This window comes from Anaerostipes sp., from assembly GCF_018381315.1.
Lineage (GTDB): Bacteria > Bacillota > Clostridia > Lachnospirales > Lachnospiraceae > Anaerostipes.
In genome coordinates this window covers 14,751-37,669 of sequence record NZ_JAGZSD010000005.1, presented here as the reverse complement: position 1 = coordinate 37,669, position 22,919 = coordinate 14,751, and the positions used below count along the sequence as shown (strand labels likewise).

Below are 22,919 nucleotides of genomic sequence, written 5' to 3'. Positions count from 1 at the left end.
CATGGCGGGGAGAATGGAGGTATAGGTATGTTCCAATGCACGATTAACCATAAACAATACAGTACAGACAAAGACCAGAAGCTGATCCGTTTTTTAAGAGATGAACTGAAGCTTAAGTCTGTCAAAGACGGATGCAGCCAGGGGGCCTGCGGTACCTGCACGGTGCTGGTAGACGGAAAAGCCACAAAGGCCTGTATCCCCATGATGTCAAAGATGGATGGAAAAGAGATACTCACAGTGGAAGGCATTCCTGAGGATGAAAAAGAGATTTTTGTCTATGCATTCGGCCAGGCAGGAGCGGTCCAGTGCGGTTTCTGTATTCCTGGCATGGTAATCTGTGCCAAGGGACTGCTGGATGTGAATCTGAATCCGGACAGACAGGAGATTGCCTTTGCACTTAGGAACAATATCTGCCGGTGTACAGGATATAAAAAGATTATAGACGCGGTAGAGCTTGCGGCACAGCTTTTCCGGGATGGGAAGAAAGTGCCTTCCGATAAAGGGCAGTGGAAGATCGGTGAGAGGGTGCACCGGCTGGACGTGAGAGAAAAGGTGCTCGGCACCGGTGAGTATACAGACGATGTAGAGATGGAGGGTATGCTTTATGCCAGTGCCGTGCGTTCAAAATATGCCAGGGCAAAGGTTCTTTCTATTGATACCTCTAAGGCGATGGCTGTTCCGGGGGTGGCGGCAGTTCTGACGGCAAAAGATATTCCGGGGAACGTCCGCACCGGTCATCTGAAACGGGACTGGTATGTGCTGATTCCGGAAGGCACCACGACCAAATATTTGGGGGATTCCATAGCCCTTGTGGCAGCGGAGACAGAAGAAGCTTTAAGGCAGGCAAAGGAACTGGTGGAAGTAGAATACGAAGAGCTTACACCGGTGAGAAATCCATATGAAGCCATGAAAGAGGATGCCCCTCTTGTGCACAGCGGAGGCAATCTGCTTGCCAGAGAGCATGTATGCAGAGGGGATGCGGCAAAAGCTATCGAAAATTCCAAATATGTGATTACGAAAAAGTTTCATACTCCATGGACAGAGCATGCATTTTTGGAACCTGAGTGTGCAGTGGCATTCCCATATAAGGAAGACGGGGTGAAGATTTATTCTTCTGACCAGGGGGTCTATGACACTCAGAGAGAGTGTTATGAGATGCTGGGTATTTCTCCGGAAAAGGTTTACGTGGAAAATAAACTGGTAGGCGGAGGCTTTGGGGGAAAAGAGGATATGAGTGTACAGCATCATGCGGCGCTGGCAGCTTATATCTTAAAAAGGCCGGTGAAGGTAAAACTGACCAGAGATGAGAGTATCCTGATTCATCCGAAGCGGCATCCGATGGACATGGAATTTACTATGGGATGTGATGAAAACGGGATCATTCAGGGAGTAAAGGCAAGTATTATCTCTGATACCGGAGCCTATGCGTCACTGGGCGGACCGGTTTTGCAGCGGGCATGTACCCATGCGGCTGGGCCTTATAACTACCAGAATTTTGAGATAGAAGGCAGGGCCTATTATACGAATAATCCTCCGGCAGGCGCTTTCCGGGGCTTTGGGGTAACTCAGAGCTGTTTCGGACTGGAAATGGTGCTGACGTTAATGGCAGAAAAGGCTGGAATTTCTCCATGGGAAATCCGCTATCGGAATGCCATCCGTCCGGGCCAGGAACTTCCGAACGGACAGCTGGCGGATGAGTCTACAGGTCTTGCAGAGACTCTGGAGGCGGTGAAGGATGTGATGGAGAAGTATCCTCAGGCCGGCATAGCCTGTGCAATGAAAAATGCAGGAGTGGGTGTGGGCATACCGGATACCGGAAGGTGCATTCTCAAAGTACTGGATGGGAAGCTTCACATCCGAAGCGGGGCGTCCTGTATCGGGCAGGGGCTTGGAACTGTTTTGGTGCAGATTGCAGCGGAGCAGACCGGGCTTGCCAGAGAACAGATCGTCTATGAAGCTTCCAACTCTATTTTGGCACCGGACTCAGGAACGACCTCAGGTTCCAGGCAGACTCTGGTAACCGGTGAGGCGCTAAGACGTGCCTGTCTTCTCTATAATAAGGCGGCCGGAGAAAAGAATATCACGGAGCTGGAGGGACAGGAGTTTTATGGGGAATATCTGGCGGAAACGGATCCGATGGGAAGTGATAAGCCAAATCCGGTATCCCATGTGGCGTATGGATATGCCACCCAGGTGTGTGTGCTCAATGAGGATGGAACTGTAAAGAAGATGACGGCGGCACATGATGTGGGCAAAGCTATCAATCCTCTTTCTGTGGAAGGCCAGATTGAGGGAGGTGTTGTCATGTCTCTCGGATTCGCCCTGACAGAGCAGTACCCCATCAATGAAGATCTGAAGCCTACGGCTAAGTTCGGCACTCTGGGGCTTTTCAGGGCGGATAAGGTGCCGGAGGTGGAGAGCCGGATCGTGGAAAAAGAAGGACTTCCTGTAGCCTGCGGAGCCATCGGCGTAGGGGAGATAACATCCATACCTACCGCACCGGCTGTGGCAGCTGCATATTATAACAGGAACGGCATTTTTGAGCAGGAACTTCCGCTTGTGAATACGCCGTATGCAAGGAAAAAGAAAACAAAATAGATATAGAAGGAGGCGGTTTTCGATGAAGTACTTATTGAAAAACGGGACCATTGTGTCCGGAGACCAGATGAAGAAAGCCGATGTTCTGATTGAAGATGAGAAAATATTGAAGACAGGGCCGGATCTGACCGATCCGGAGGCTGTCTTGGTTGATGCAGCCGGGAAACTTTTGTTTCCCGGTTTCATTGACGCTCATACTCATTTTCAGTTGGAGGTATCAGGCACCGTAACAGCCGATAACTTTGACACAGGGACCCGGGCAGCCATCAAAGGCGGAACAACGATGGTTATTGATTTCGCGACACAGTATAAAGGAGAAACTTTGGAGGAGGCTTTACAAAACTGGCATCAGCGGGCTGACAACAGAAGTTCCTGCGATTATTCTTTCCATATGGCGGTCTCTGACTGGAATGAAGAGACCTCGAAATCCATGGAGCATATGATGGAGGAAGGAATCACGTCATTTAAAATGTACATGACATATCCGGATATGATTTTAGATGATCATGATATTTTTATGGCATTGAGAAGGATGAAAGAAATCGGCGGCATCACAGGCGTGCACTGTGAGAATTCAGGTATGATTGCAGCATTGACAGAGGAAGCAAAAAAAAGAGGTGATCTGGGAGCAGATGTTCATCCGAAGGTAAGACCTGAAAGTGCTGAGGCAGAGGCAGTCAACCGGCTTCTGGCTATTGCCGGGGAAGTGGATATTCCGGTGATTGTCGTGCATCTCACCTGCCAGGAAGCACTGAATGCGGTGGAGAGGGCCAGAGAAAAAGGGCAGACTGTATTTGCGGAAACATGCCCTCAGTATCTTCTCCTGGATGATACTCTATATGAGAATGAAGAGGGGAGAAATTATATATGTTCTCCTCCGCTGAGGAAGAAGGAAAACCAGAAGGTGCTGTGGGAAGGGCTTAAGAGCGGAAAAATCCAGACAGTCGCCACGGACCACTGCAGTTTTACGACAGAGCAGAAAGATATGGGAAAGGATGATTTTACCAAAACTCCAAATGGCATGCCGGGGGTGGAAACCAGAGGCATTTTACTTTATACTTATGGAGTGGAGAAAGGAATTCTGACTCCCCAGCAGATGTGCCGGGTGCTGTCAGAAAATCCGGCAAAGCTTTACGGCGTTTACCCGAGGAAGGGGTGTATTCAGCCGGGAAGCGATGCGGACATCGCAGTGCTCCGTCCCGATTGGGAAGATGTGATTACAGCCGAAGGGCAGGAGCAGAATGTAGACTACAGCCCGTTTGAGGGAATGAAGATCAAAGGGACCATTGACAAGGTGTTCCTGAGAGGCTGTCTTGTAACAGACAAAGGCAGAGTGATCAAAGAAAAACAAGGAAAATTTATTAAGAGAGGACCTCATATGTTATGAAGCCAATCATTGTCAGAGGCGGAGGGGATATTGCCACCGGAACCGTCTGTCAGCTGAGCAGGGCCGGGTATCCGGTACTCATATTGGAGACAGAATCTCCTTCGGCTATCCGCCGGCAGGTAGCATTTTGTGAAGCTGTCTATGAAGGAACAGCCTCCGTAGAGGGGATCACTGCTGTGCGTGCAGATTCCCTGGCAGAAGCCATGGATACAGTAAGCCCTTTAAGGCCGGCAGTACTGGCGGACCCGAAGGGAGATTCCATCAGAGAGATAAAACCGGATGTGGTGGTGGATGCCATTCTTGCAAAGAGAAATCTCGGAACGAAACGGGATATGGCAGAACTGACCATAGGACTGGGCCCCGGATTTTCGGCAGGCATGGACGTAGATTATGTGATTGAGACTATGCGGGGCCATAATCTGGGAAGGATTATTACAGACGGTCCTGCCATGAAAGATACAGGGGTTCCGGGCCTTATCATGGGTTTCGGAAAGGAAAGAGTTCTTCATGCTCCGGCAGAGGGGCTTATTTACGGCCGGACAGAGATTGCGGGACAGGTGAAAAAGGGAGACCTTGTGGCAGTGATTCAGCCAGAGGATGGCAGACAGGTGCCGGTTCCTGCAAGTCTTGACGGAATAGTCCGGGGACTGATCCGGGACGGCTACCCGGTCCAAAAAGGATTTAAAATAGCAGATATTGATCCAAGAACAGAGGAAAAAGACAACTGCTTTACAATTTCAGATAAAGCCAGGTGCATCGGGGGCAGCGTGCTCCAGCTTGTATGTGCCCGGGAGAAGGGACAGCTTTGGAGGTGAAGATATGAAAAAAGTCAGGGTTCAGGATGCCGTCGGTATGGTACTCTGTCATGATATGACGGAGATTGTTCCGGGAAAGTTTAAAGGCAGGGCATTTAAAAAAGGCCATGTGGTAGAGGAAGAGGATATAGAAAAGCTTTTGGATATAGGAAAGCGGTATCTTTATGTTTGGGACCTGCAGGAAGGCTTTGTCCATGAGGATGATGCCGCACAGCGTATGGCCAGGGCGGCTGCGGGAGACAATATTTTCTTTGGTGAGCCGAAGGAAGGCAAGATCGAACTCAAAGCATCCTGTAAAGGAGTGCTGAGTATTAATGTTGAACTTTTGTATGAACTGAACCGTCTGAAGGATGTGTGCTTTTCCACCATCCATTCAGGGAAAATAGTGGAGGAAGGCAGGACTCTGGGGGGCACCAGGGTGATTCCTTTGGTTGCGGAAGAAGATATGCTCAGACAGTTTGAAGCGCTCTGTAAAGAGAAGGGGCCGCTGATCAGGGTTCTTCCTTTGAAGAATACTAAAATCGGGGTTGTGACTACCGGATCTGAGATTGCAGAGGGCCGCATTGAGGATAAGTTTGGCCCGGTGCTGGACAAGAAAGCCCGGGAGCTTAACGGGGAGATCATAGGCCAGGTTTTTCCGGGAGATGACCGGGAAGCGATTACAGAGGCGATCCTGAGTTTTATAGAGCAGGGAGCCGACATGGTCCAGGTATCCGGAGGCATGAGTGTAGACCCGGACGATATGACACCGTCTGCCATCAGACACTGCGGCGGAGAGGTGATTACCTATGGAAGCCCGGTTCTGCCCGGAGCCATGTTTATGCTGGCTTATGTGCAGGGAATACCTGTGGTGGGGCTTCCGGGATGCGTCATGTATTCCAAAAGGACAGTCTTTGATCTGGCAGTGCCGAGACTTTTGGCGGGAGAGAGACTTGAGAAGGAAGATTTTATTAAAATGGCCCACGGAGGATTTTGTATGCAGTGCAGTCCGTGTACTTATCCGGACTGCGGATTCGGAAGGTAGGAAAGATGAACGATTTTACACATTTTGACGGACATGGGAACGCTGTAATGGTGGATGTATCTGAAAAAGAAAATACACAGAGAGAGGCCTCAGCCCAGGGAAGGATCTACGTAGGCAGAGAAGTTTATGAAAAGATCAGGAGCCATAAAATAGAAAAGGGGGACGTACTTTCTGTTGCCCGGACTGCAGGCATCATGGGCGCCAAACAGACCAGCAGCCTGATTCCGATGTGCCATATACTGCTGATCCATAAATGCAGCATCGATTTTACAATGAGGGAAGAAGATTATTCTATAAAAGCTGTCTGTAAGGTTAAAACTGCCGGAAAAACCGGAGTGGAAATGGAAGCACTCACCGGTGTCCAGATTGCTCTGCTTACCATCTATGATATGTGCAAGGCTGTGAATAAGTCTATGTCTATGGGAGAGATTCACCTTCTGGAGAAATCGGGAGGAAAAAGCGGTGATTTTTATTATGAGAATCAGGAACTGACTGACCGCGGAATGGAGGATGACAGTGGGAAGGATTGAAGCAATCTGTATCAGCACCAAAAAAGGAACCGTCAAACGTCCGGTACAGGAGGCGGTGCTGATTGAAGATTTTGGAATAAAAGGAGATGCCCATGCCGGGAAATGGCACCGTCAGGTGAGTATTCTCGGTTATGAGAAGATTCAGGATTTTAATGAACAGGGAGGCCGGGTCAAAGACGGAGATTTCGGAGAAAATCTTATCGTGTCCGGGATTGACACTGAGACTCTGTCAGTAGGGGACAGGCTTGTGTCCGGGGATGCGGTATTTGAAGTGACCCAGAGGGGCAAGGAATGCCACAGCCACTGTGAAATCTATAAAAGAGTCGGAAAATGCATTATGCCCACGGAGGGCATTTTTTTGAGAGTGATCCGGGGAGGGACTCTGCACAGGAACGATCCGATCACAAGATTAGGTGAGGGGGAGAGAAATGGCATACAGAATCGCAGTGATCACGCTGAGTGACAAAGGAGCCGCCGGAAAACGGCGGGATGAAAGCGGACCGCTTGTAAAAGAAATGGCCGAGTCCGAAGGCTTTCAGGTGGTTTCTGAGGAACTGCTGCCGGATGGAATCGAGCCGCTGAAAAGCCGTCTTGCCGAAATTTGTGACCAGGGTCTGGCGGATTTAATTCTTACCACCGGGGGAACCGGATTTTCCGAGAGAGACCTGACACCGGAGGCCACGCTGCTGGTGTCAGAGCGCCAGGTTCCCGGCATCAGCGAAGCGATGCGCCGGGAATCCATGAAGATCACAAAGAGGGCTATGCTGAGCCGGGGAGTTTCTGTCATACGGAAAAAAACTTTGATTGTGAATCTTCCGGGAAGCCCCAAAGCTGTAAGGGAAAATCTTGAATATATACTGGATGCTCTTCCTCATGGACTGGGAATCTTATGCGGCCAGGAATCAGAATGCGGGAATCCGGAAAAATAGATGTTTGACGGTTCACCCAAACATTTGATATGATAAAAGGACGGGATGATTTATAGTTCCTAAAAATCATGAAAGGATTCATTATGGGAAAAGTTGCAGTAATTACAGATAGCAACAGCGGAATCACACAGAATCAGGCAGGGGAGTATGGGATCTATGTGCTGCCTATGCCGTTCTACATTGATGAGAAGCTGTATTTTGAGGATATTACCCTGACACAGGAAGAATTTTATAAGAGGCTTGGGGAGGGCGTTGATATTAAGACATCACAGCCTGCTCCCGGAGATGTGCTGGATCTGTGGAATAAGGTGCTGAAAGACTATGATGAGATTGTCCACATACCGATGTCCAGCGGACTCAGCAGTTCCTGTGAGACTGCACACATGCTGGCGGAAGACTTTGACGGCAGAGTGCAGGTAGTGAATAACCAGAGGATATCCGTAACTCAGAAGCAGTCGGTTCTGGAAGCGAAAACAATGGCTGACAGGGGAGAGAGTGCGTCGCGGATCAAGGATATACTGGAACAGTATAAGATGGACTCCTCTATTTTTATCACAGTGGATACATTAAAATATTTAAAGCAGGGCGGAAGAATCACGCCGGCTGCGGCAGCAATCGGGTCTGTATTAAATATCAAACCGGTGCTCCAGATCAAGGGAGAGAAGCTGGATGCCTTCACCAAGGCCAGAGGCATGAAGCTTGCCAAAAAGAAAATGCTGGAGGCAGTGGAAAAAGAATTCAGTGAAAAATTCGGTTCAGATATGGATAAGGAAGCAGTCAATATCCAGGCTGCTTATACCGGGAGCAAAGAGGAAGCCCGGCTTTGGGCAGAAGAGATTAAAGAGCGGTTTCCGGGATACAAGTTTGAGATGGATCCATTATCTTTAAGCATCGCATGCCATATCGGATACGGAGCCCTGGCTATTGCGTGGACAAAACGGCTCGTCTGAGACAGAGACACGGCCGGATCACAGACAGGAGGTATAAGATGGAAGAAACGATCAAAGATTTAAAAGAAAGAAGAAGCATCAGAAAGTTTCAGGACAGACAGATTGATGAAGCGGATTTACAGCAGATTTTGGAAGCCGGCATGTATGCGCCTACAGGAATGGGAATGCAGTCCCCGGTTATGGCTGTGATTCAGGAACGGGAAACGATTGCAAAGCTGTCCCGTATGAATGCAAAAATTTTTGGAAATGAAGATATAGATCCATTTTATGGAGCTCCTACAGTGATCGTAGTCTTAGCGGACAAAAGCCGTCCGACTTACATTGAAGACGGCAGCCTTGTGATGGGGAATCTTATGAATGCCGCACATGCGCTGGGTCTTGGATCCTGCTGGATCCACCGGGCAAAGCAGGAGTTTGAGAGTGAAGAAGGAAAAGAACTTCTGAGACAGTGGGGAATCGAAGGTGATTACGCGGGGATCGGCCACTGTATTATCGGATATCCGGACGGAGAGAGACCGGAGGCTAAGCCAAGAAAAGAAAATTATATTTATAGAGTATAAGCAAAAAAGACTGCAGTTTTATGAAGAACTGCAGTCTTTTTTATTCCGTAGAAAAATGATTTGCCTTTTACACAGGCCTGCCCGCCCTGTTCTCTGACAAGAGCAGACTGAATTGGTCGGAAGGCATAGGGCGGTAGAAATAATAACCCTGGACAGTATCACAGCCGATGGATCTTAAGAAGTCTACTTGATGTTTCTCTTCAATTCCCTCAGCTACAGTCCGGATATTCAGCTCTTTTACCATGGAGATAATTCCGCTTATAACGGTCAGATCCTTTTTTGAGTCACCGCTGTTTACAAAAAACAGGGAATCCAGCTTAAGAACATCAATCGGCATGTCCTTTAACATGCTGAGAGATGAATAGCCTTTTCCAAAATCGTCCATGGCACATAGGAATCCATGTTTGTGAAGCTGTGAAATGATTTCCAGAAAATATTCTGTATTTTCAAAACCGACAGATTCCGTAAATTCAATCTCCAGCAGTCCGTCCGGTATTTTAAACTCTTCTTTGATTCCGGAATAGATGGACAGAAACTCCGGGTTATAAAACTGGATCTTAGAAACATTTACAGATACGGGGACCACCGGAGCGCCGGCATCGATGCGTTCTTTTAAGAAGGAACATACTTCACGGAATACATATTGGTCCAGAACACTGATTAAAAAGTTTTTTTCCAGTACAGGGATGAAAACGGCAGGAGAGATCAGATCGCCGCTGTGTGTCCGCCAGCGCACCAGTGCTTCCGCCGAATCAAACGTATCCTGGGAAAGATTAACCTTGGGCTGATAATAGACAAGGAATTCTTTGTCTTTTATGGCATCGCTGAACCGGCTTTGGATATTGATCTCTTCTATCATCTGTTCCCTGATGCTGTCAGTATAAAAAGCATAATGGCGTTCTTCCTGTCCCTTCACGGTCTTTTGGGCAAAGTTTGCCCGGTCAAGGATAGAGTCGATCTCCATAGCAGAAGATACATCCTCCGCACAGCAGATGCCGCCGAAAATCGTAATGCTGTAGTGTTCCTTAGAATCCAGTGCAAATGCACGCATACGGCTGTCCACTGCTTTTTGGCGTGCCAGAAGCTCCTCACGGAAATTATATTTTCTTAAGACAACAAACTTATCTCCGGAGATGCGGCCAAAGGTTTCACTGTCGTTCATGTCCTCGGACAAATATACGGCGTATTGTTTCAGAAGCCGGTCACCGAACTCGTAGCCGAAGATGTCATTGCAGTATTTAAAATTCTGAAAATCCAGATGGAAAAAAGCATACTTTGAAAGCGGATTTGATGCAAGCAGCGCTTCCGCATCCAGACGGAATTTTTCAAGGTTGGATGCATTGGTGAGATCATCGCGGTATGCAATGGATTCCAGGTTTGTATTTCTCTTTTGAAGATGAAACAGATTGCGGAAATAGATCAGGACAATAAAAAGCCAGGTAAAGATTGCAACACAAGAGAGGGTAATGCTTAAGCGGGTAAAACTTTTAATATGGGTATTTGAATAGTTTTCCGCGACAAAGACTGCATCATTGGCAGTATCAAAAAAATCCTCACTGAAAGATAACAGAGCGTTTGTATCCGCTCCGTTCCGCACTAGATAGATTTTTTTTTTCATTTCCTTCCACTCTCTGGTGAGCTTTGACAGGCTTTGTTCATATTCTTTGTCGTGAACGGGAGACAGGCCGTATTTTCCTTTTCCGGTAGAAAGCTCCGCAAGAATATCGTCTATGTAATCTATAAGATAATCCTTGGGCTGACCGCTGATCTCTAATTTGGCAACTCTCTGGCCGCATCCCCTGACGATCCCCAGATAATTAATCATTTTTGCATAGCCCTGCATATTGAAAATGGAATGTACAGAAAAAAGACTTGCCAGGATCATAAGTATTAAAAATACCGGTATTAAAAACTTATTCCATCGTTTCATGAATGTCCCCTCATAATTCATTTTGTATCCCCTATGCTCTCTATTATAATCGAAACTTCCTTCTATTACCATCAAATTTCACAAAAAAGAGGGAATGAATCAGAACATATTCAGAGATTTTGAATAAATGTTCTGATGACTTCGCAGGAGTGGTTAAATTTCTCTTGCTCCTGGTCTGAAAGAGGGATCTCGATGACTTTTTCCACCCCGTTTTTCCCGATTATACAGGGAACACCGGCGTGAATACCCTGCTGTCCGTATTCTCCTTCCAGAAGGGGAGAAGCGGGGAGGACCTTTTTGGAATCGTGGAAAATGGACCGGACGATTTCGGATAGAGCGATGCCGATGCCAAATTCTGTGCTGCCTTTGCCTTCGATCACTTCATGGCCGGCATTGGCGGTTTCTTTTTCAATCTGTGTAAGATCCAGACTGCCGTACAGTTCCGGCTCATCCTCCATCCACTGAGACAGGGGCTTTCCGGCAATATGGACAGCAGAGAACGGGATCATCTGTGAATCCCCGTGTTCTCCCATAACAAAAGCCTGGATGGAATTCCGGTCCAGATGCATTTTTTGAGAGAGGATTCTTCTGAGCCTGCAGGAGTCCAGAGAAGTGCCTGTGCTGAAACAGCGGTTTTTGGGGAGATGAAGCTGTTTTCTCAAATAGTCGGCCACAATGTCGGCAGGATTAGAAATACTGATCAGGATTCCGGGAATCTTTTTATCTTTTAAGTGGCCGGTAACTTCTTTCATAATGCGGATGGAATCGTCAAGCATATCAAGCCTTGTCTGTCCGGGCAGCCTTGAAACACCGGCTGCCATAACGATGATATCAGCGTCCTCAACATCTTCATAATCCCCGGTGCGCACCGTGATCTGCCGGGGCAGGAAGGAGACGGCATCGTCCAGATCCAGCGCCTGGCTGTATGCCTTTTCCTTATCAATGTCTATGTATACTAATTCGTCCGCTTCCCCGCGGTACATAAGGCTCAGGCCACACATGGTTCCCACATGTCCGGCTCCTATGATTACTACTTTTCTCATTTTAAATGCCATGGTATATCTCCTTTACAGTGTTGCTTTAATGTGATAAAATCGTAGCACTTTCAATTTTAAAAGTCAACGCAGGCCAGGGGGGATATTTATGGAACAGTGGACAGACAGGATACATACCGTCAGGAGAAAGTGGGCGGCTGCGTTTCCTGTTATTTTTGTATCCTTGTTTATGTTTTTTTCAATATTACTTCTGTTTGGTATAGGACAGGTCATTATGGTATCGTTTCTGACCCTGTTATTCCGGACGAAGAGCCAGAAGGACTTTTCTTTAAATGACCTTCTGCACTGTTACGCCATCATGCTGCTGGCCTGTATTGCAGCCTATCTTGCAGCTCTGAATCTTCCTCTGTGTATTTTCCTGAATCTGCTGGTCCCGTTTGCCATCGTCTTTCTGCTCACTGATAAATTTAACCCTAAAGCATATTTTGTCTATGGCATGGAGTTTGTCTTCCTGCAGCTCAGGCCGATTCCGCTGTCCCAGCTGCCTGTGCGCTTTGCAGCATTTCTTTATGCATTTCTTTCTCTGACAATTCTGCTTTATCTTCATTCCAGGATTATCAGAAAACGGAGGCATTACGGCACTGTGAGAAAGGGAATGAACAATCTGGGGCGCCAGCTGATGAATCTTGCTGACGGAAAGAGAGATCCCAGAGACAGAGAAGAACTGGTGCAGATGATGATCCACATGAATCAGGTCATCTATTCCAGCAGGAATTATACATACCTGTCAAACGGGTACGGCACGGTAAACTACTATTTTATGCTGGTGTTCCAGCGGTTTCAATACCTTGTGGATGAAATCATGGACGGGCAGAATATGCTCACCGAGGGAAATCAGAGGTATTTCCTGAAATTGTCCGGCCTGTGCTTTTGTATTGAAAAAGGCATGAACCAGAAGGATAACCGGTCCCTTATTACAGAGCTTACGGATTTTGCAGAAAATGAATCATTAACTCCCCAAAAGCTTCAGGAAGGAATGAGGGAAATCCTGGAGCTGATCTGCTTTTCTCTGACAAAGATTACGGATGTAAAAATGTACCGTCCGGCAAAGGAATGGAAGATACCGGATATGTCCCATAAGATCAAGGGAATACGCTCTCATTTCCATCTGAACCAGTTTCATATGCGCTTTGCGCTGCGGCTGTCTATTGTCCTGTGTGTTTCCTTTACTGCGTGCAGGATCACAGGCATGGAACACAGCTACTGGTATCCCATGAGTTCTTTTCTTATGCTTATGCCGTATTCCGAGGAGAGTCTGATGAAGATCAACAACCGTATGATCGGGACAGTTGCAGGGCTTTTCGTGACGTTTCTGCTCACCGAGATCTTCAAGAGCCTTGCAGGTCATATCGTCATCATTGTGGTGATGACATGCTTCATGTATTATGTACCGGTTACGTCCTGGACCATGCCTATGTACAGCACCTGTTACGGAATGGCTTTAACGACCCTGAGCCTTCCGAGAGGGGAGGCCATGGAACTCAGGATCCTTTATGTGGCGGCTGCGGTAGTGACAGTGCTGCTGGCAAACAGATTCCTGCTTCCGATTACTGCCAAATCAGAGTTTTTAAAAAGTGTCAACAGCCTGCTGGATATTGACGAGAGTATTATGAAAGAAGTCAGAAAGGGCAGGGACAGTGACCTGAATGTGATAAGAGAATTGCTTCTGCGGTTTCAGATGGTTTCCAATGAGATCAGGAATTATATTGAAAAAAATCTGGCACCGGAGGAAAAGGAATTTTATCAGCAGCTTCTGCCGGTGAATGCCCAGCTTGTCTCCGAGATGGAACAAATCGGAGCCTATATGCGCAAGAGGAAAATTGTACCGGAGCAGAATCTGATGCTGGAAGAACTTTTAAGAAATATAGAACAGGCGTTGAGAAGGATCAGGAAAAGCTATACCAAAAATGAACTGGCCAGTTCCATGATGACAGAAGAGGAAAGCAGGGCTTACGGGTGTCTGGACGAGGAATTATACTTTAATACTCTTGCTTTGAACTGTCTGAAAAGTGTCAACGAATTAGATCAGATCATACACTCAAAATAGAGGGCCATGGCAGCCGGTGCCATGGCCCTGTTTCTTTACGGTTGATTAAATCAACCAAAATCAACCTCAAATCCATTGTAGCATTCCGGCAGACGGATATAATGTAATTGAGGTGATGAAAATGAAAGAGTTGAATATCGCAGACAAACTGATGAAAAAAAGAAAAGAAAAAGGAGTTACGCAGGATCAGCTGGCTGCCTATATAGGCGTCTCAAAGGCCTCGGTCTCCAAATGGGAGACAGGGCAGAGCTATCCGGATATCACGTTTTTACCGCAGCTGGCTGCATATTTTAATATCAGCGTGGATGAACTGATCGGATATGAGCCCCAGATGACCAAAGAGGATATCCGCAGGCTTTACCACAGGCTTGCCGGTGAATTTTCCAAGAGGCCGGCAGAAGAGGTTTTTCAGGAGTGTGAAGAGATTGTTAAAAAATATTATTCCTGTTTTCCTCTTCTTCTGCAGATGGTAGTTCTGTATTTTAATCATTATGTGCTGCTGAAAGACCCCGGGGATCAGGAGGCTGTGCTGCTAAAAGCGTCAGAACTCTGCCGCAGGGTCAAGGAGGAGAGCAAAGATGTATCGGCTTCGTCTCAGGCAAATACAATGGAAGCAAGCATTGAACTGGTTGCAGGAAGGCCGGAAAAAGTCCTGGAACTTTTAGATGAAGAGATTCGCCCCGATCTTTATAATGCAACGGTTCTGGTGGAGGCCTACCGCCTGCTGGGAAATAAAGATAAGGCGATGGAGACGGTTCAGGTAAGCCTGTACCAATATCTCATGGGGATGATGGCATTTACCATACAGGCGCTGACCTTGTATGAACAGGATGAAGAAAAGTTTGAGATGATGATTCAGAGAGCCCTTCAGATGACCGAAGCATTTGAGGTGGAGAGCCTGCATGGGAATGCCATGGCACAGCTGTATTTTGCAGCTGCCATAGGATATGTAAAACAGGAAAAAGAGGATAAAGCGCTCGGCATGCTGGAGAGATATGAGAATGTCTGCGTTAAAAGCCTGCTGCCGTTTACGCTTCACGGAGATGATTTTTTTGATCTGATCGATCCGTGGCTCCAGGATTTTGACCTGGGCGTCAAAGCTCCCCGTGAAGATAAAATGATCATAGATTCTATGGTAAGTGCGCTGGAAATCCAGCCTTTGGATCCCCTCAAAAAGAATCCCAGATATAAAGAGATTGTAAAAAGAATGAAAAGGAGAACAGAAATATGAATACAATGACAGAATATTTACCTTTTTTAATTCCGGTGATCCTGCTGGAACTGGTCCTTATGGGGACTGCACTGGTCCATGTGCTCAGACATCCAGACTATCGGTTCGGAAACCGTGTGTTTTGGGTTCTGACAGTAGTATTTATCCAGTTCCTCGGTCCGGTGGCCTATTTTGTGTTTGGAAGAGGGGAAGAATGATGAATGTGCTTGAAATAACAAACTTGTCTAAGAGTTTCGGCAGCCATCAGGTGTTAAGGGGACTGAATCTGCAGGTGCCGGAACACTCTGTATATGGATTTCTGGGCCAGAACGGTGCCGGAAAGACTACGACAATGAAGATCATCCTGGGACTTTTAAAGGCCTGTGAAGGAGAAGTCAGAGTGTTAGGAGAGCCGGTCTGCTGCGGATCTGCAAAGACCAACAGACAGATCGGATATCTGCCGGATGTGCCGGAATTCTATGGGTACATGAATGCTGAACAGTACTTAAGACTCTGCGGGGAAGTGACAGGGCTGTCCAAACAGGAAATTTCCCGCAGGACCGGTGAACTTTTGGGGTTGACAGGCCTTTCCGGAGTGAAAAAGAAAATCCGGGGATATTCCAGGGGAATGAAGCAGAGACTGGGGATCGCCCAGGCTCTGCTCAATGAACCGAAGCTGCTGATCTGTGATGAACCCACTTCAGCACTGGATCCCATCGGCCGGAAGGAAATCCTTGATATTCTCCTTAAAGTCAGGGAAAAAACAACGGTGCTGTTTTCTACCCATGTGCTGTCTGATGTGGAGCGGATCTGTGACCGGGCGGCCGTTTTAAAAGACGGAAAGCTGGTGCTGTCAGGAAGTCTTGAAGAATTGAAGGCAGGCCATAAAAAAGACAGTCTTCTTCTGGACATCAGCAGTTTTGAGGAACGAAAGTATGTGAGAGATCAATTTAAGAACAGAAGTTATGTCATTGAAATAGAAGAAACGGAAGAAGGAATGGCTCTGCACACATCAGATATGAAGCGGCTGGAGACAGAGCTGATGGCTGTTATGGCAGAGAAACAGATCTGTCCCCAGAGGCTGGAAGTGCAGAAGCCGACCCTGGAAAACTTATTTATGGAGGTGGTTTCATGAGAGCTTACTGGGCATTTACAAAAAAAGAATTGATGGAAAGTGTCTCAAGCTACCGTCTGCTGATCTTGGCATGTGTATTTATTTTGTTTGGCATAATGAATCCTCTGATCGCCAAAATGACTCCGGAGCTTGTGAAAGAGTTCATGCCCGAAGGCTTGAATATGGCGGTCCCTGAGCCAACGGCAGTGGATTCATGGCTGCAGTTCTTCAAAAATGTCGGACAGATAGGGCTTGCGGTGCTGGATATCCTGTTTTCCGGGATGATCGCAGGGGAGATGCAGAAGGGGACGTTAGTGCTGATGGTGACGAAAGGCCTTTCCAGAGTCACAGTGTTGTGTTCTAAGTTTACAGTGTCAGTTCTGCTGTGGACAGTCTCCTATGTGCTCTGCTATGGGATCACTTACGGATACACCGCTTATTTTTGGAACGGAGATAATATCCGGAATCTGATGCCGGCACTGTTTGGTGTATGGCTGTTCGGGGTTCTGCTCCTGGCCTCCGGGTTATTGGGAAGCGTACTGTCAGGGAACAGTTATACGAGCCTGCTGTTTACCGGCGGCCTGGTGGCAGCCATGTTTTTGGTTAATATCATTCCAAAAATCCAGAAATATAATCCAGTCAGGCTTGTGTCAGAACCATCCGGCTTGATCTCAGGAAGCCTGAAGCTTTCCGATATTTCGGCAGGATTTGTCACGGCCGGCAGCATGATTCTTATTTTCTTTCTGCTTTCCGTGCTGATTTTCAGGAAAAAGCAGCTTTAATCTATAGGAAGAATATAGTAAAATGGAGGTTAGAAAATAAAAATCAGGAGAAACTAAATTTGAAGAGTATTGGAAAAAAGGATTCTTTGTCAGAAGCTCTCGGAATCAGAGACGGAATCCTTGCAGTAACCGGGGCCGGCGGAAAGACGACCTCGGTATTTCTAATCGCCGGGGAGCAGGCGGCGGCAGGAAAAAAGGTTCTGGTAACAACGACCACCCATATGGAAATACCTGAACAACATACGCTGCTTTCCGGGGATGCGGCAGAGATCCGGGAGCGTCTGATTTCCGGACAGGTCCTCACAGCCGGACTTCCGGAGGGAGAAAAGATGAAGGGCCTTTCAAAAGATGTGTTCCAAGAAGCCGTTTTATATGCGGATCTTACTGTGGTGGAGGCAGACGGAGCCAAGAAACTTCCTCTGAAAGCACGGAACGAGACAGAACCGGTTATACCGGAGGGAACCAGCCATATTCTTGTTGTTGCAGGCATGAGAGCTCTGGGCCGTCCCATCGGGGAAGTGTGCCACCGTCCCGAACTTGCGTGCAGGCTTCTCCAAAAATCATGTAAAGATTTTGTTAAATGTGAAGATTTTGTTCGGCTGATCCAGGATGGATATGTTATAATGCTGAGAAAACAATATCCGGATGCGGTTCTTTCTATTTTATTAAATCAGTGTGACACAAAGGAACTGACCGAAAAGGCAGCCAGGATCGGAGCACATTTCGACTGCCGTTATCCGGTGATTTTACGGTAGAGGAGTTGCTATGTTTTTAAAGCAGGTTTTGATCCAGGCAATGGATCTTGGAAAAATGATGCTGATCAGCGGAGCCGGTGTCTCCAGAGTGGAGGATACCATTGAGCGGATATGCCTGGCTTACGGGGCCAGGGAAGTAGAGGCTTTCACCATCACGTCCAGCATTGTTGTAACGGTGACAACAGAGGACGGAGATGTGTTTACCCAGACAAAGCGGATTAAATATTACAAGACAGATTTTCATAAGCTAGATCAGTTAAATGATCTGTCCAGATATGTGTGCCGGGAAAAGCCGGATATTTCTTATCTGGAAGAAAAGCTTTCAGACATACGACAGGAGAAGATCTACAGCCTGCCTATCCAGTGTCTGATTGCCTCTCTGATTGCCGGGACATTTGCGGTCTTTTTCGGCGGCGGATTTGTGGAAGGAATGATCGGTGCTGTCTGCGGTGCCGCAGTCTGGTGGCTGATGGCAGGCCTCCAGAAATTGGACTCCAACATTATGTTTTCCGATTTTGCTGCAGCCTTTATGGTGGCAAGCATTGCATATTTACTGGCTCATTTAGGTGTCACCAGGGATTACGGTACGATTATTATAGGAAACATTATGCTCCTTGTACCGGGAGTGGCATTTGTCAACTCCATTCGGGATATTATAGGCGGAGATGTGATGGCAGGTATGATACGGCTTTGTGAAGTAGTGGTGACTGCTGTTTTTCTTGCGGCAGGGTCCTTTACCGCATTGGTATTATGGGGAGGTATCTTATGATAACACAGGCGATACAGGTTCTTTCTTCGTTTATCGGAGCTCTCGGATTTTCTATTTTATTTAATGTGAGAGGGAAAAAGCTGTTTTTTGCGGGCCTTGGAGGTCTTGTCTCCTGGACGGTTTATCTGGCTGCAGCTTCTATGACCACAAGTACATTTATCCCGAATTTTGCCGCATCAATGGCGGCGACGGTATATGCAGAAGCGCTGGCCAGGCTGGCGAAAAGTCCTGCCACGATCTTTTTGATCGGAGCGATTATACCTCTTGTCCCCGGGGGGCAGTTATACTACACTATGAACTACGCGGTGGGTAAAAACTGGGATTTATTTATGCTCTACGGACAGAGGACACTGATTATAGCGATGGCTGTATCCGGAGGGATTATGATGATCTCATCTGTATACAGGCTCTATAACGGCGTGAAATCCATGCAGACAAAAAAGAAATAGATACAAAAAAGAAAGCAGATACTCTGCTTTCTTTTTTTTCATATCCATCTGCAGTATTATGCTAAATAGCGGAAAAGCTGAAGGAAGACGGAACTTAATCTAAAGATCAGTTTTTTAGATGTGGTCAGCTCTTTTTTGTGCACTCCCTGTTTTGGAACATAGGTTCCGTCAGCATTAACCTGCAAAGACTGGGATTTCAGACGGTCCATGTGCCCCCGGAGTTCCCGGTTCAGTTCCTGTCCTTCCAGTATCAGCATTGTTTCTGTATCCAGGTAGGTGCTGCGCATATCAAAGTTATAGGAACCTATGACAGACAGATCATTGTCGATGGCAATGGATTTTCCGTGACAGGAGTGGTCTCCGAAAAATTCATAGACCTGTGCACCGGTTTTGAGGACCTTGGGGCGGTTCATGGTATAGTCGGAGGATGCTATAAAATTGTCTCCGGCAGCAGTAGAATTCACCAGCATTTCCACGCTGGGCACTTTGGAGGTGAGTTCTTCCATGCCCTGATACATATCTTTGGAAAAGACTGCATACGGGGTCTGGATGGTCACATCTTTTTTCGCTGTGAGCATGAGCTGCTGCATGGTATACCATACATATGGTTCTTTGTTGCCGATATGGGTTGGATTAGTGACAAAGGAAGCCTTTTTTACAGGGATAGTCTTTTTAGCCCAGTTTGTTTTTTCAGGGATCTGTTTTTTGATCTTCTCATACCGGGAGGAGAGATATTTGATCTCTGTTTTCACTTTTTTGCCGGAAGAAGATCCGTTAAATACGGTTTTACAGTCAGAGGACTCCCAAAGCTTTTGAAAGTAGGAGAGAACCTGAGGAATGGCTCCCTTTTTGTTCTGGGAATACAAAAGCACTTCCCGGTCATACCCGATACTGCCGCGGCTGTCATCCCCGATAAAATAATCAAACATGTTCCGGCCGCCCATCAGCAGGATGGAACCGTCAGCAACGACATATTTGTCATGGAGACGTCCGTTGATGGTCCAGGGTTTTAGAAAATCAGGTTCATTATAAAATTTGATCTCCAGGTTAGGATGGCTTCCGGCAGCCTGGAAAACAGTTTTTCCGTTCATGTGCAGCATTCCGTACAGCCCGTCCACAAGAATCTGAACCTTCACACCACGGCCGGCAGCGTCAAGAAGGGCGGCAAAAGTGTCGTCTGTACTTTTGCCTTCCCGAATATCAAAGGTAGAGATGACAATACTCTTTTTTGCCTCCCGGATCATAGCAAGCCTTGTGTCCAGTGCGCCTTTGTTGGTCTCCACAATGCCGGCCCGTTCCTTTGTTTTCCCTGTCCCCCTGAAAGCTGAGACATCCACCTTATTTTTATATGAGTCACTGACCGGTTTTTGAAAAGCAAAGGGCAGACAGGCGCCGACGGCTTCATACAGTATAACAATCAGGATAAGAAACAAAATTCTTTTTAAGATCGTACTTTTTTTCTTTTTCATAGGATCACCTTGTTTTCCTTCGTAGTTTTATGAAATATATTGTACCTTACCCAGTGCATTTTTACAATGTCAGGGAAAATACAGTGTAAAATACACAGAGCAGGGGGTTGTTTTTTTGGGTCAATAGAATATAATCAAACTTAATTATTAACCAATCCAGTCAATGGAGGTAGTATCTTGAATGAAAAGTTTTTAAATCTGGAGAAAGAAAAAAGGCAGAAGATCATAGACAGCGCCATACAAGTTTTTGCCGAAAATGACTATAAGCATGCCTCAACAGACCAGATGGCTGCACTGGCAGGAATTTCAAAGGGTCTTTTATTTTACTATTTTAAAAATAAGAAAACATTATATCTTTATTTGTACGACCATATCATGGAGACTATTATAACACTGATTGAAGACACGAATTTTAAGGATGTGCATGACTTTTTTGAACTGTTTGAACTGTCCATCCGTGTAAAATCTGAACTGATGAAGAAAAACCCCTTCATTAATGGATTTATACTGAAAGCCAAATATGAGGATAATGAGGCTGTAAAAGAAGAATTGGAAGAAAGGAATCAGATTTTTTTACAGGAGATGTTTCCCCGCTGGTTTCCTGAGGTGGACTTTTCCAAGTTCAGGGAGGATGTCAGCCCGGAGGATGTCTTTATGCTTCTATATTATCTGGGGGACGGATATATGCGGGATGCTGTGCGGCAGCCTGACTTTGATCTGGACCGGATATGCGGGGATTATAAACGCTGGATGGGATGGGTTAAAAAGAGTGTCTATCGGGAGGAGTGCTTATGAAAGCAATAGAAATGAAACATGTGACAAAAGACTATGGAAACCAGAAGGGAATCTTTGACGTCTCATTCTCTGTCACAGAGGGAGAGGTGCTTGGCTTTTTGGGGCCTAACGGTGCGGGAAAAACAACAACGATCCGTCATCTTCTGGGATTTTCCACTCCTGACGGGGGAGAATGTACGATTGGAGGAAAGGACTGTTTCAGGGAGGCCAAAAAAATCCATGAGTCTTTAGGATATCTGCCGGGAGAGATTGCATTTATGGATGACATGACAGGAAAACAGTTTCTGAGATTTATGGCAGAGATGAAGGGGATGAAGGACTTTGGAAGAATGTCCGGACTTATGGAGATGTTTTCTCTGGACCCAAGAGGCAAGATTAAGAAAATGTCCAAGGGAATGAAGCAGAAAATCGGGATTGTCTGTGCTTTTATGAATTCTCCGGACTTGTATATTCTGGATGAGCCTACCAGCGGGCTGGACCCGCTGATGCAGAACCGGTTTATTGATTTGATCCGGGAAGAAAAAAAGCGCGGGGCAACGATCCTTATGTCCTCCCATATGTTTGAGGAGGTGGAAAGGACCTGCGACCGTACAGCCATTATTAAAGAGGGAAGAATCGTGGCTGTGGAAGACATGAATACACTGAAGAAGAATAAGCAGAAGATTTTTAATATCACACTGGCATCGGAAGCGGAAGCTGAGAAGCTGTCAGGTGAGATAAAAGGGGTAAGGGCAGTCAGAGAATGCCAGGTTACGGCTGCAGTGAAGGGAGAGATGACGGATTTTATCCGCTGCCTGGGCAAGTACCGTATTTTAAACCTGACAGAACAGAAACAGAGTCTGGAAGATTTGTTTTTACATTTTTACGGAGGTGATTCCAATGAGTAGATTTTTTGTACTGCCGCTTTTAAAAAGGGAGATAAAATCCAATTATAAAGTATTTCTGATCATTGCAGCGGTTGCATCGATGTATGTCAGTGTCATGATATCTATGTTTGAACCGGAGTTGGGAAACATGCTGGAACAGTTTGAAAAGGCAATGCCCGGACTTATGTCTGCCGCAGGGATGACCAATCCGGGGACAACGCTCCAGAGCTTCTTAAAAACATATTTATACGGGTTCTTTTTGCTGGTGCTTCCGATGATCTATGAACTGTTCGCTGCAAATAAGCTGGTAGCCCGGTATGTAGATTTAGGGTCCATGGCATTGATACTTTCTTCACCCCATTCCAGAAGAAAGACTGTGCGCACTCAGGGATTTTTTCTTGCAGCCAGCGTGTGTCTGCTGATTGTATATATTACAGTGCTTGGAATTGTCTGCTCCGAGATCATGTTCCCGGGTGATCTGAATATGTCAGAGTTCATCAGGCTGAATACAGGCCTGCTCTGTCTCCATATCTGCATCAGCGGATTTTTCTTTTTTATGTCCTGTATCTGCAACGACAGCCGAAAATCCATGGGCGTCAGTGTGGGAGTTTTTATGGCATTCTATTTGCTTCAGATGCTTTCCAATATGGGAGATAAGCTGGAAAATCTAAAATATGCCACAGTGTTTACACTATTTGACGGAGATGCCCTCTTAAAAGGCGAAACCAGGGCATTGGCAATGTCGGCGGTTCTGCTTTTGATCGGGATTGCTTTTTATGAAGCAGGGAAATACAGATTCCGAAAAAGAGACCTGCCTCTGTAAGTGCGTTTTTTGTTTGAACATTGTTTTCTACGGCAGACGCTATATCCATTTAATGCCCTTCG

The 22,919-nt window shown here is 46.6% G+C and carries 23 protein-coding genes; 20 read left to right on the top strand and 3 right to left on the bottom strand.

Annotation, left to right across the window (positions count from 1 at the left end; genetic code table 11):
- Positions 1–27: 27 nt before the first annotated feature.
- From xdh to KH180_RS05150, 9 genes are all read left to right on the top strand, one after another.
- Positions 28–2,598: a selenium-dependent xanthine dehydrogenase gene (gene xdh / locus KH180_RS05190; protein WP_290757347.1), complete on the top strand. Its 2,571-nt coding sequence runs from the start codon at positions 28–30 to the stop codon at positions 2,596–2,598.
- 22 nt (positions 2,599–2,620) lie between these two features.
- Positions 2,621–3,985 (top strand): dihydropyrimidinase, encoded by a 1,365-nt coding sequence (gene hydA, locus KH180_RS05185; protein ID WP_290757346.1) that lies wholly within the window; start codon positions 2,621–2,623, stop codon positions 3,983–3,985.
- Positions 3,982–4,800, top strand: a complete 819-nt coding sequence (gene yqeB / locus KH180_RS05180; RefSeq protein WP_290757344.1) for a selenium-dependent molybdenum cofactor biosynthesis protein YqeB — start codon at positions 3,982–3,984, stop codon at positions 4,798–4,800. Before hydA ends, yqeB begins: the two co-directional genes overlap by 4 nt.
- 4 nt (positions 4,801–4,804) lie before the next feature.
- A complete protein-coding gene (locus KH180_RS05175; protein WP_290757341.1) occupies positions 4,805–5,824 on the top strand; it encodes a molybdopterin-binding protein in 1,020 nt (339 codons plus the stop codon).
- A 5-nt stretch (positions 5,825–5,829) separates the two neighbouring features.
- Positions 5,830–6,354 (top strand): cyclic pyranopterin monophosphate synthase MoaC, encoded by a 525-nt coding sequence (moaC, locus tag KH180_RS05170; protein WP_290757340.1) that lies wholly within the window; start codon positions 5,830–5,832, stop codon positions 6,352–6,354.
- Positions 6,341–6,817, top strand: coding sequence for an MOSC domain-containing protein (locus KH180_RS16945; RefSeq protein WP_290757338.1), 477 nt, complete (start codon positions 6,341–6,343; stop codon positions 6,815–6,817). The genes moaC and KH180_RS16945 overlap by 14 nt, the downstream gene beginning before the upstream one ends.
- A complete protein-coding gene (locus tag KH180_RS16940) occupies positions 6,783–7,283 on the top strand; it encodes a MogA/MoaB family molybdenum cofactor biosynthesis protein (protein WP_290757335.1) in 501 nt (166 codons plus the stop codon). Before KH180_RS16945 ends, KH180_RS16940 begins: the two co-directional genes overlap by 35 nt.
- A gap of 83 nt (positions 7,284–7,366) precedes the next feature.
- Positions 7,367–8,233, top strand: coding sequence for a DegV family protein (locus KH180_RS05155; protein WP_290757332.1), 867 nt, complete (start codon positions 7,367–7,369; stop codon positions 8,231–8,233).
- A 38-nt stretch (positions 8,234–8,271) separates the two neighbouring features.
- Positions 8,272–8,793 carry a nitroreductase gene (locus KH180_RS05150; RefSeq protein WP_290757329.1) on the top strand — a complete coding sequence of 174 codons (522 nt, stop codon included), beginning with the start codon at positions 8,272–8,274 and terminating at the stop codon, positions 8,791–8,793.
- A 67-nt stretch (positions 8,794–8,860) separates the two neighbouring features.
- Here KH180_RS05150 and KH180_RS05145 read toward each other — a convergent pair whose 3' ends face one another.
- Together KH180_RS05145 and KH180_RS05140 are read right to left on the bottom strand one after the other, a co-directional pair.
- Positions 8,861–10,723 (bottom strand): putative bifunctional diguanylate cyclase/phosphodiesterase, encoded by a 1,863-nt coding sequence (locus KH180_RS05145; protein WP_290757326.1) that lies wholly within the window; start codon positions 10,721–10,723, stop codon positions 8,861–8,863.
- 110 nt (positions 10,724–10,833) lie between these two features.
- Positions 10,834–11,778, bottom strand: coding sequence for an L-lactate dehydrogenase (locus KH180_RS05140; RefSeq protein WP_290757323.1), 945 nt, complete (start codon positions 11,776–11,778; stop codon positions 10,834–10,836).
- An 88-nt stretch (positions 11,779–11,866) separates the two neighbouring features.
- Here KH180_RS05140 and KH180_RS05135 point away from each other — a divergent pair, with 88 nt between their 5' ends.
- The 8 genes from KH180_RS05135 (at position 11,867) to KH180_RS05100 (ending at position 18,904) form a co-directional block, all read left to right on the top strand.
- Positions 11,867–13,825: an FUSC family protein gene (locus KH180_RS05135; RefSeq protein ID WP_290757321.1), complete on the top strand. Its 1,959-nt coding sequence runs from the start codon at positions 11,867–11,869 to the stop codon at positions 13,823–13,825.
- 121 nt (positions 13,826–13,946) lie between these two features.
- Complete coding sequence (locus tag KH180_RS05130; protein WP_290757318.1) at positions 13,947–15,056, top strand: helix-turn-helix domain-containing protein; 1,110 nt, start codon at positions 13,947–13,949, stop codon at positions 15,054–15,056.
- Positions 15,053–15,253, top strand: coding sequence for a PLD nuclease N-terminal domain-containing protein (locus KH180_RS05125; protein ID WP_290757315.1), 201 nt, complete (start codon positions 15,053–15,055; stop codon positions 15,251–15,253). The genes KH180_RS05130 and KH180_RS05125 overlap by 4 nt, the downstream gene beginning before the upstream one ends.
- Entirely contained in the window at positions 15,253–16,170 is a 918-nt protein-coding gene (locus KH180_RS05120) for an ABC transporter ATP-binding protein (RefSeq protein WP_290757928.1), read from the top strand. The genes KH180_RS05125 and KH180_RS05120 overlap by 1 nt, the downstream gene beginning before the upstream one ends.
- Positions 16,167–16,931, top strand: coding sequence for an ABC transporter permease subunit (locus KH180_RS05115; RefSeq protein WP_290757312.1), 765 nt, complete (start codon positions 16,167–16,169; stop codon positions 16,929–16,931). The genes KH180_RS05120 and KH180_RS05115 overlap by 4 nt, the downstream gene beginning before the upstream one ends.
- Before the next feature lie 59 nt (positions 16,932–16,990).
- Positions 16,991–17,686 carry a selenium cofactor biosynthesis protein YqeC gene (gene yqeC / locus KH180_RS05110; protein WP_290757309.1) on the top strand — a complete coding sequence of 232 codons (696 nt, stop codon included), beginning with the start codon at positions 16,991–16,993 and terminating at the stop codon, positions 17,684–17,686.
- Positions 17,687–17,696: 10 nt separating this feature from the next.
- Positions 17,697–18,455 carry a threonine/serine exporter family protein gene (locus KH180_RS05105; protein WP_290757306.1) on the top strand — a complete coding sequence of 253 codons (759 nt, stop codon included), beginning with the start codon at positions 17,697–17,699 and terminating at the stop codon, positions 18,453–18,455.
- Positions 18,452–18,904 carry a threonine/serine exporter family protein gene (locus KH180_RS05100; protein WP_290757303.1) on the top strand — a complete coding sequence of 151 codons (453 nt, stop codon included), beginning with the start codon at positions 18,452–18,454 and terminating at the stop codon, positions 18,902–18,904. The genes KH180_RS05105 and KH180_RS05100 overlap by 4 nt, the downstream gene beginning before the upstream one ends.
- A 56-nt stretch (positions 18,905–18,960) precedes the next feature.
- Here the strand turns inward: KH180_RS05100 and KH180_RS05095 are convergent, their stop codons facing one another.
- Positions 18,961–20,373, bottom strand: coding sequence for a phospholipase D family protein (locus KH180_RS05095; RefSeq protein WP_290757301.1), 1,413 nt, complete (start codon positions 20,371–20,373; stop codon positions 18,961–18,963).
- 177 nt (positions 20,374–20,550) lie between these two features.
- Here KH180_RS05095 and KH180_RS05090 point away from each other — a divergent pair, with 177 nt between their 5' ends.
- The 3 genes from KH180_RS05090 to KH180_RS05080 are packed head-to-tail and all read left to right on the top strand — an operon-like array spanning position 20,551 to position 22,857.
- Complete coding sequence (locus KH180_RS05090; RefSeq protein ID WP_290757298.1) at positions 20,551–21,168, top strand: TetR/AcrR family transcriptional regulator; 618 nt, start codon at positions 20,551–20,553, stop codon at positions 21,166–21,168.
- Complete coding sequence (locus tag KH180_RS05085; RefSeq protein WP_290757295.1) at positions 21,165–22,055, top strand: ABC transporter ATP-binding protein; 891 nt, start codon at positions 21,165–21,167, stop codon at positions 22,053–22,055. The genes KH180_RS05090 and KH180_RS05085 overlap by 4 nt, the downstream gene beginning before the upstream one ends.
- Positions 22,048–22,857, top strand: a complete 810-nt coding sequence (locus KH180_RS05080; RefSeq protein ID WP_290757293.1) for an ABC transporter permease subunit — start codon at positions 22,048–22,050, stop codon at positions 22,855–22,857. The genes KH180_RS05085 and KH180_RS05080 overlap by 8 nt, the downstream gene beginning before the upstream one ends.
- Positions 22,858–22,919: the final 62 nt, after the last annotated feature.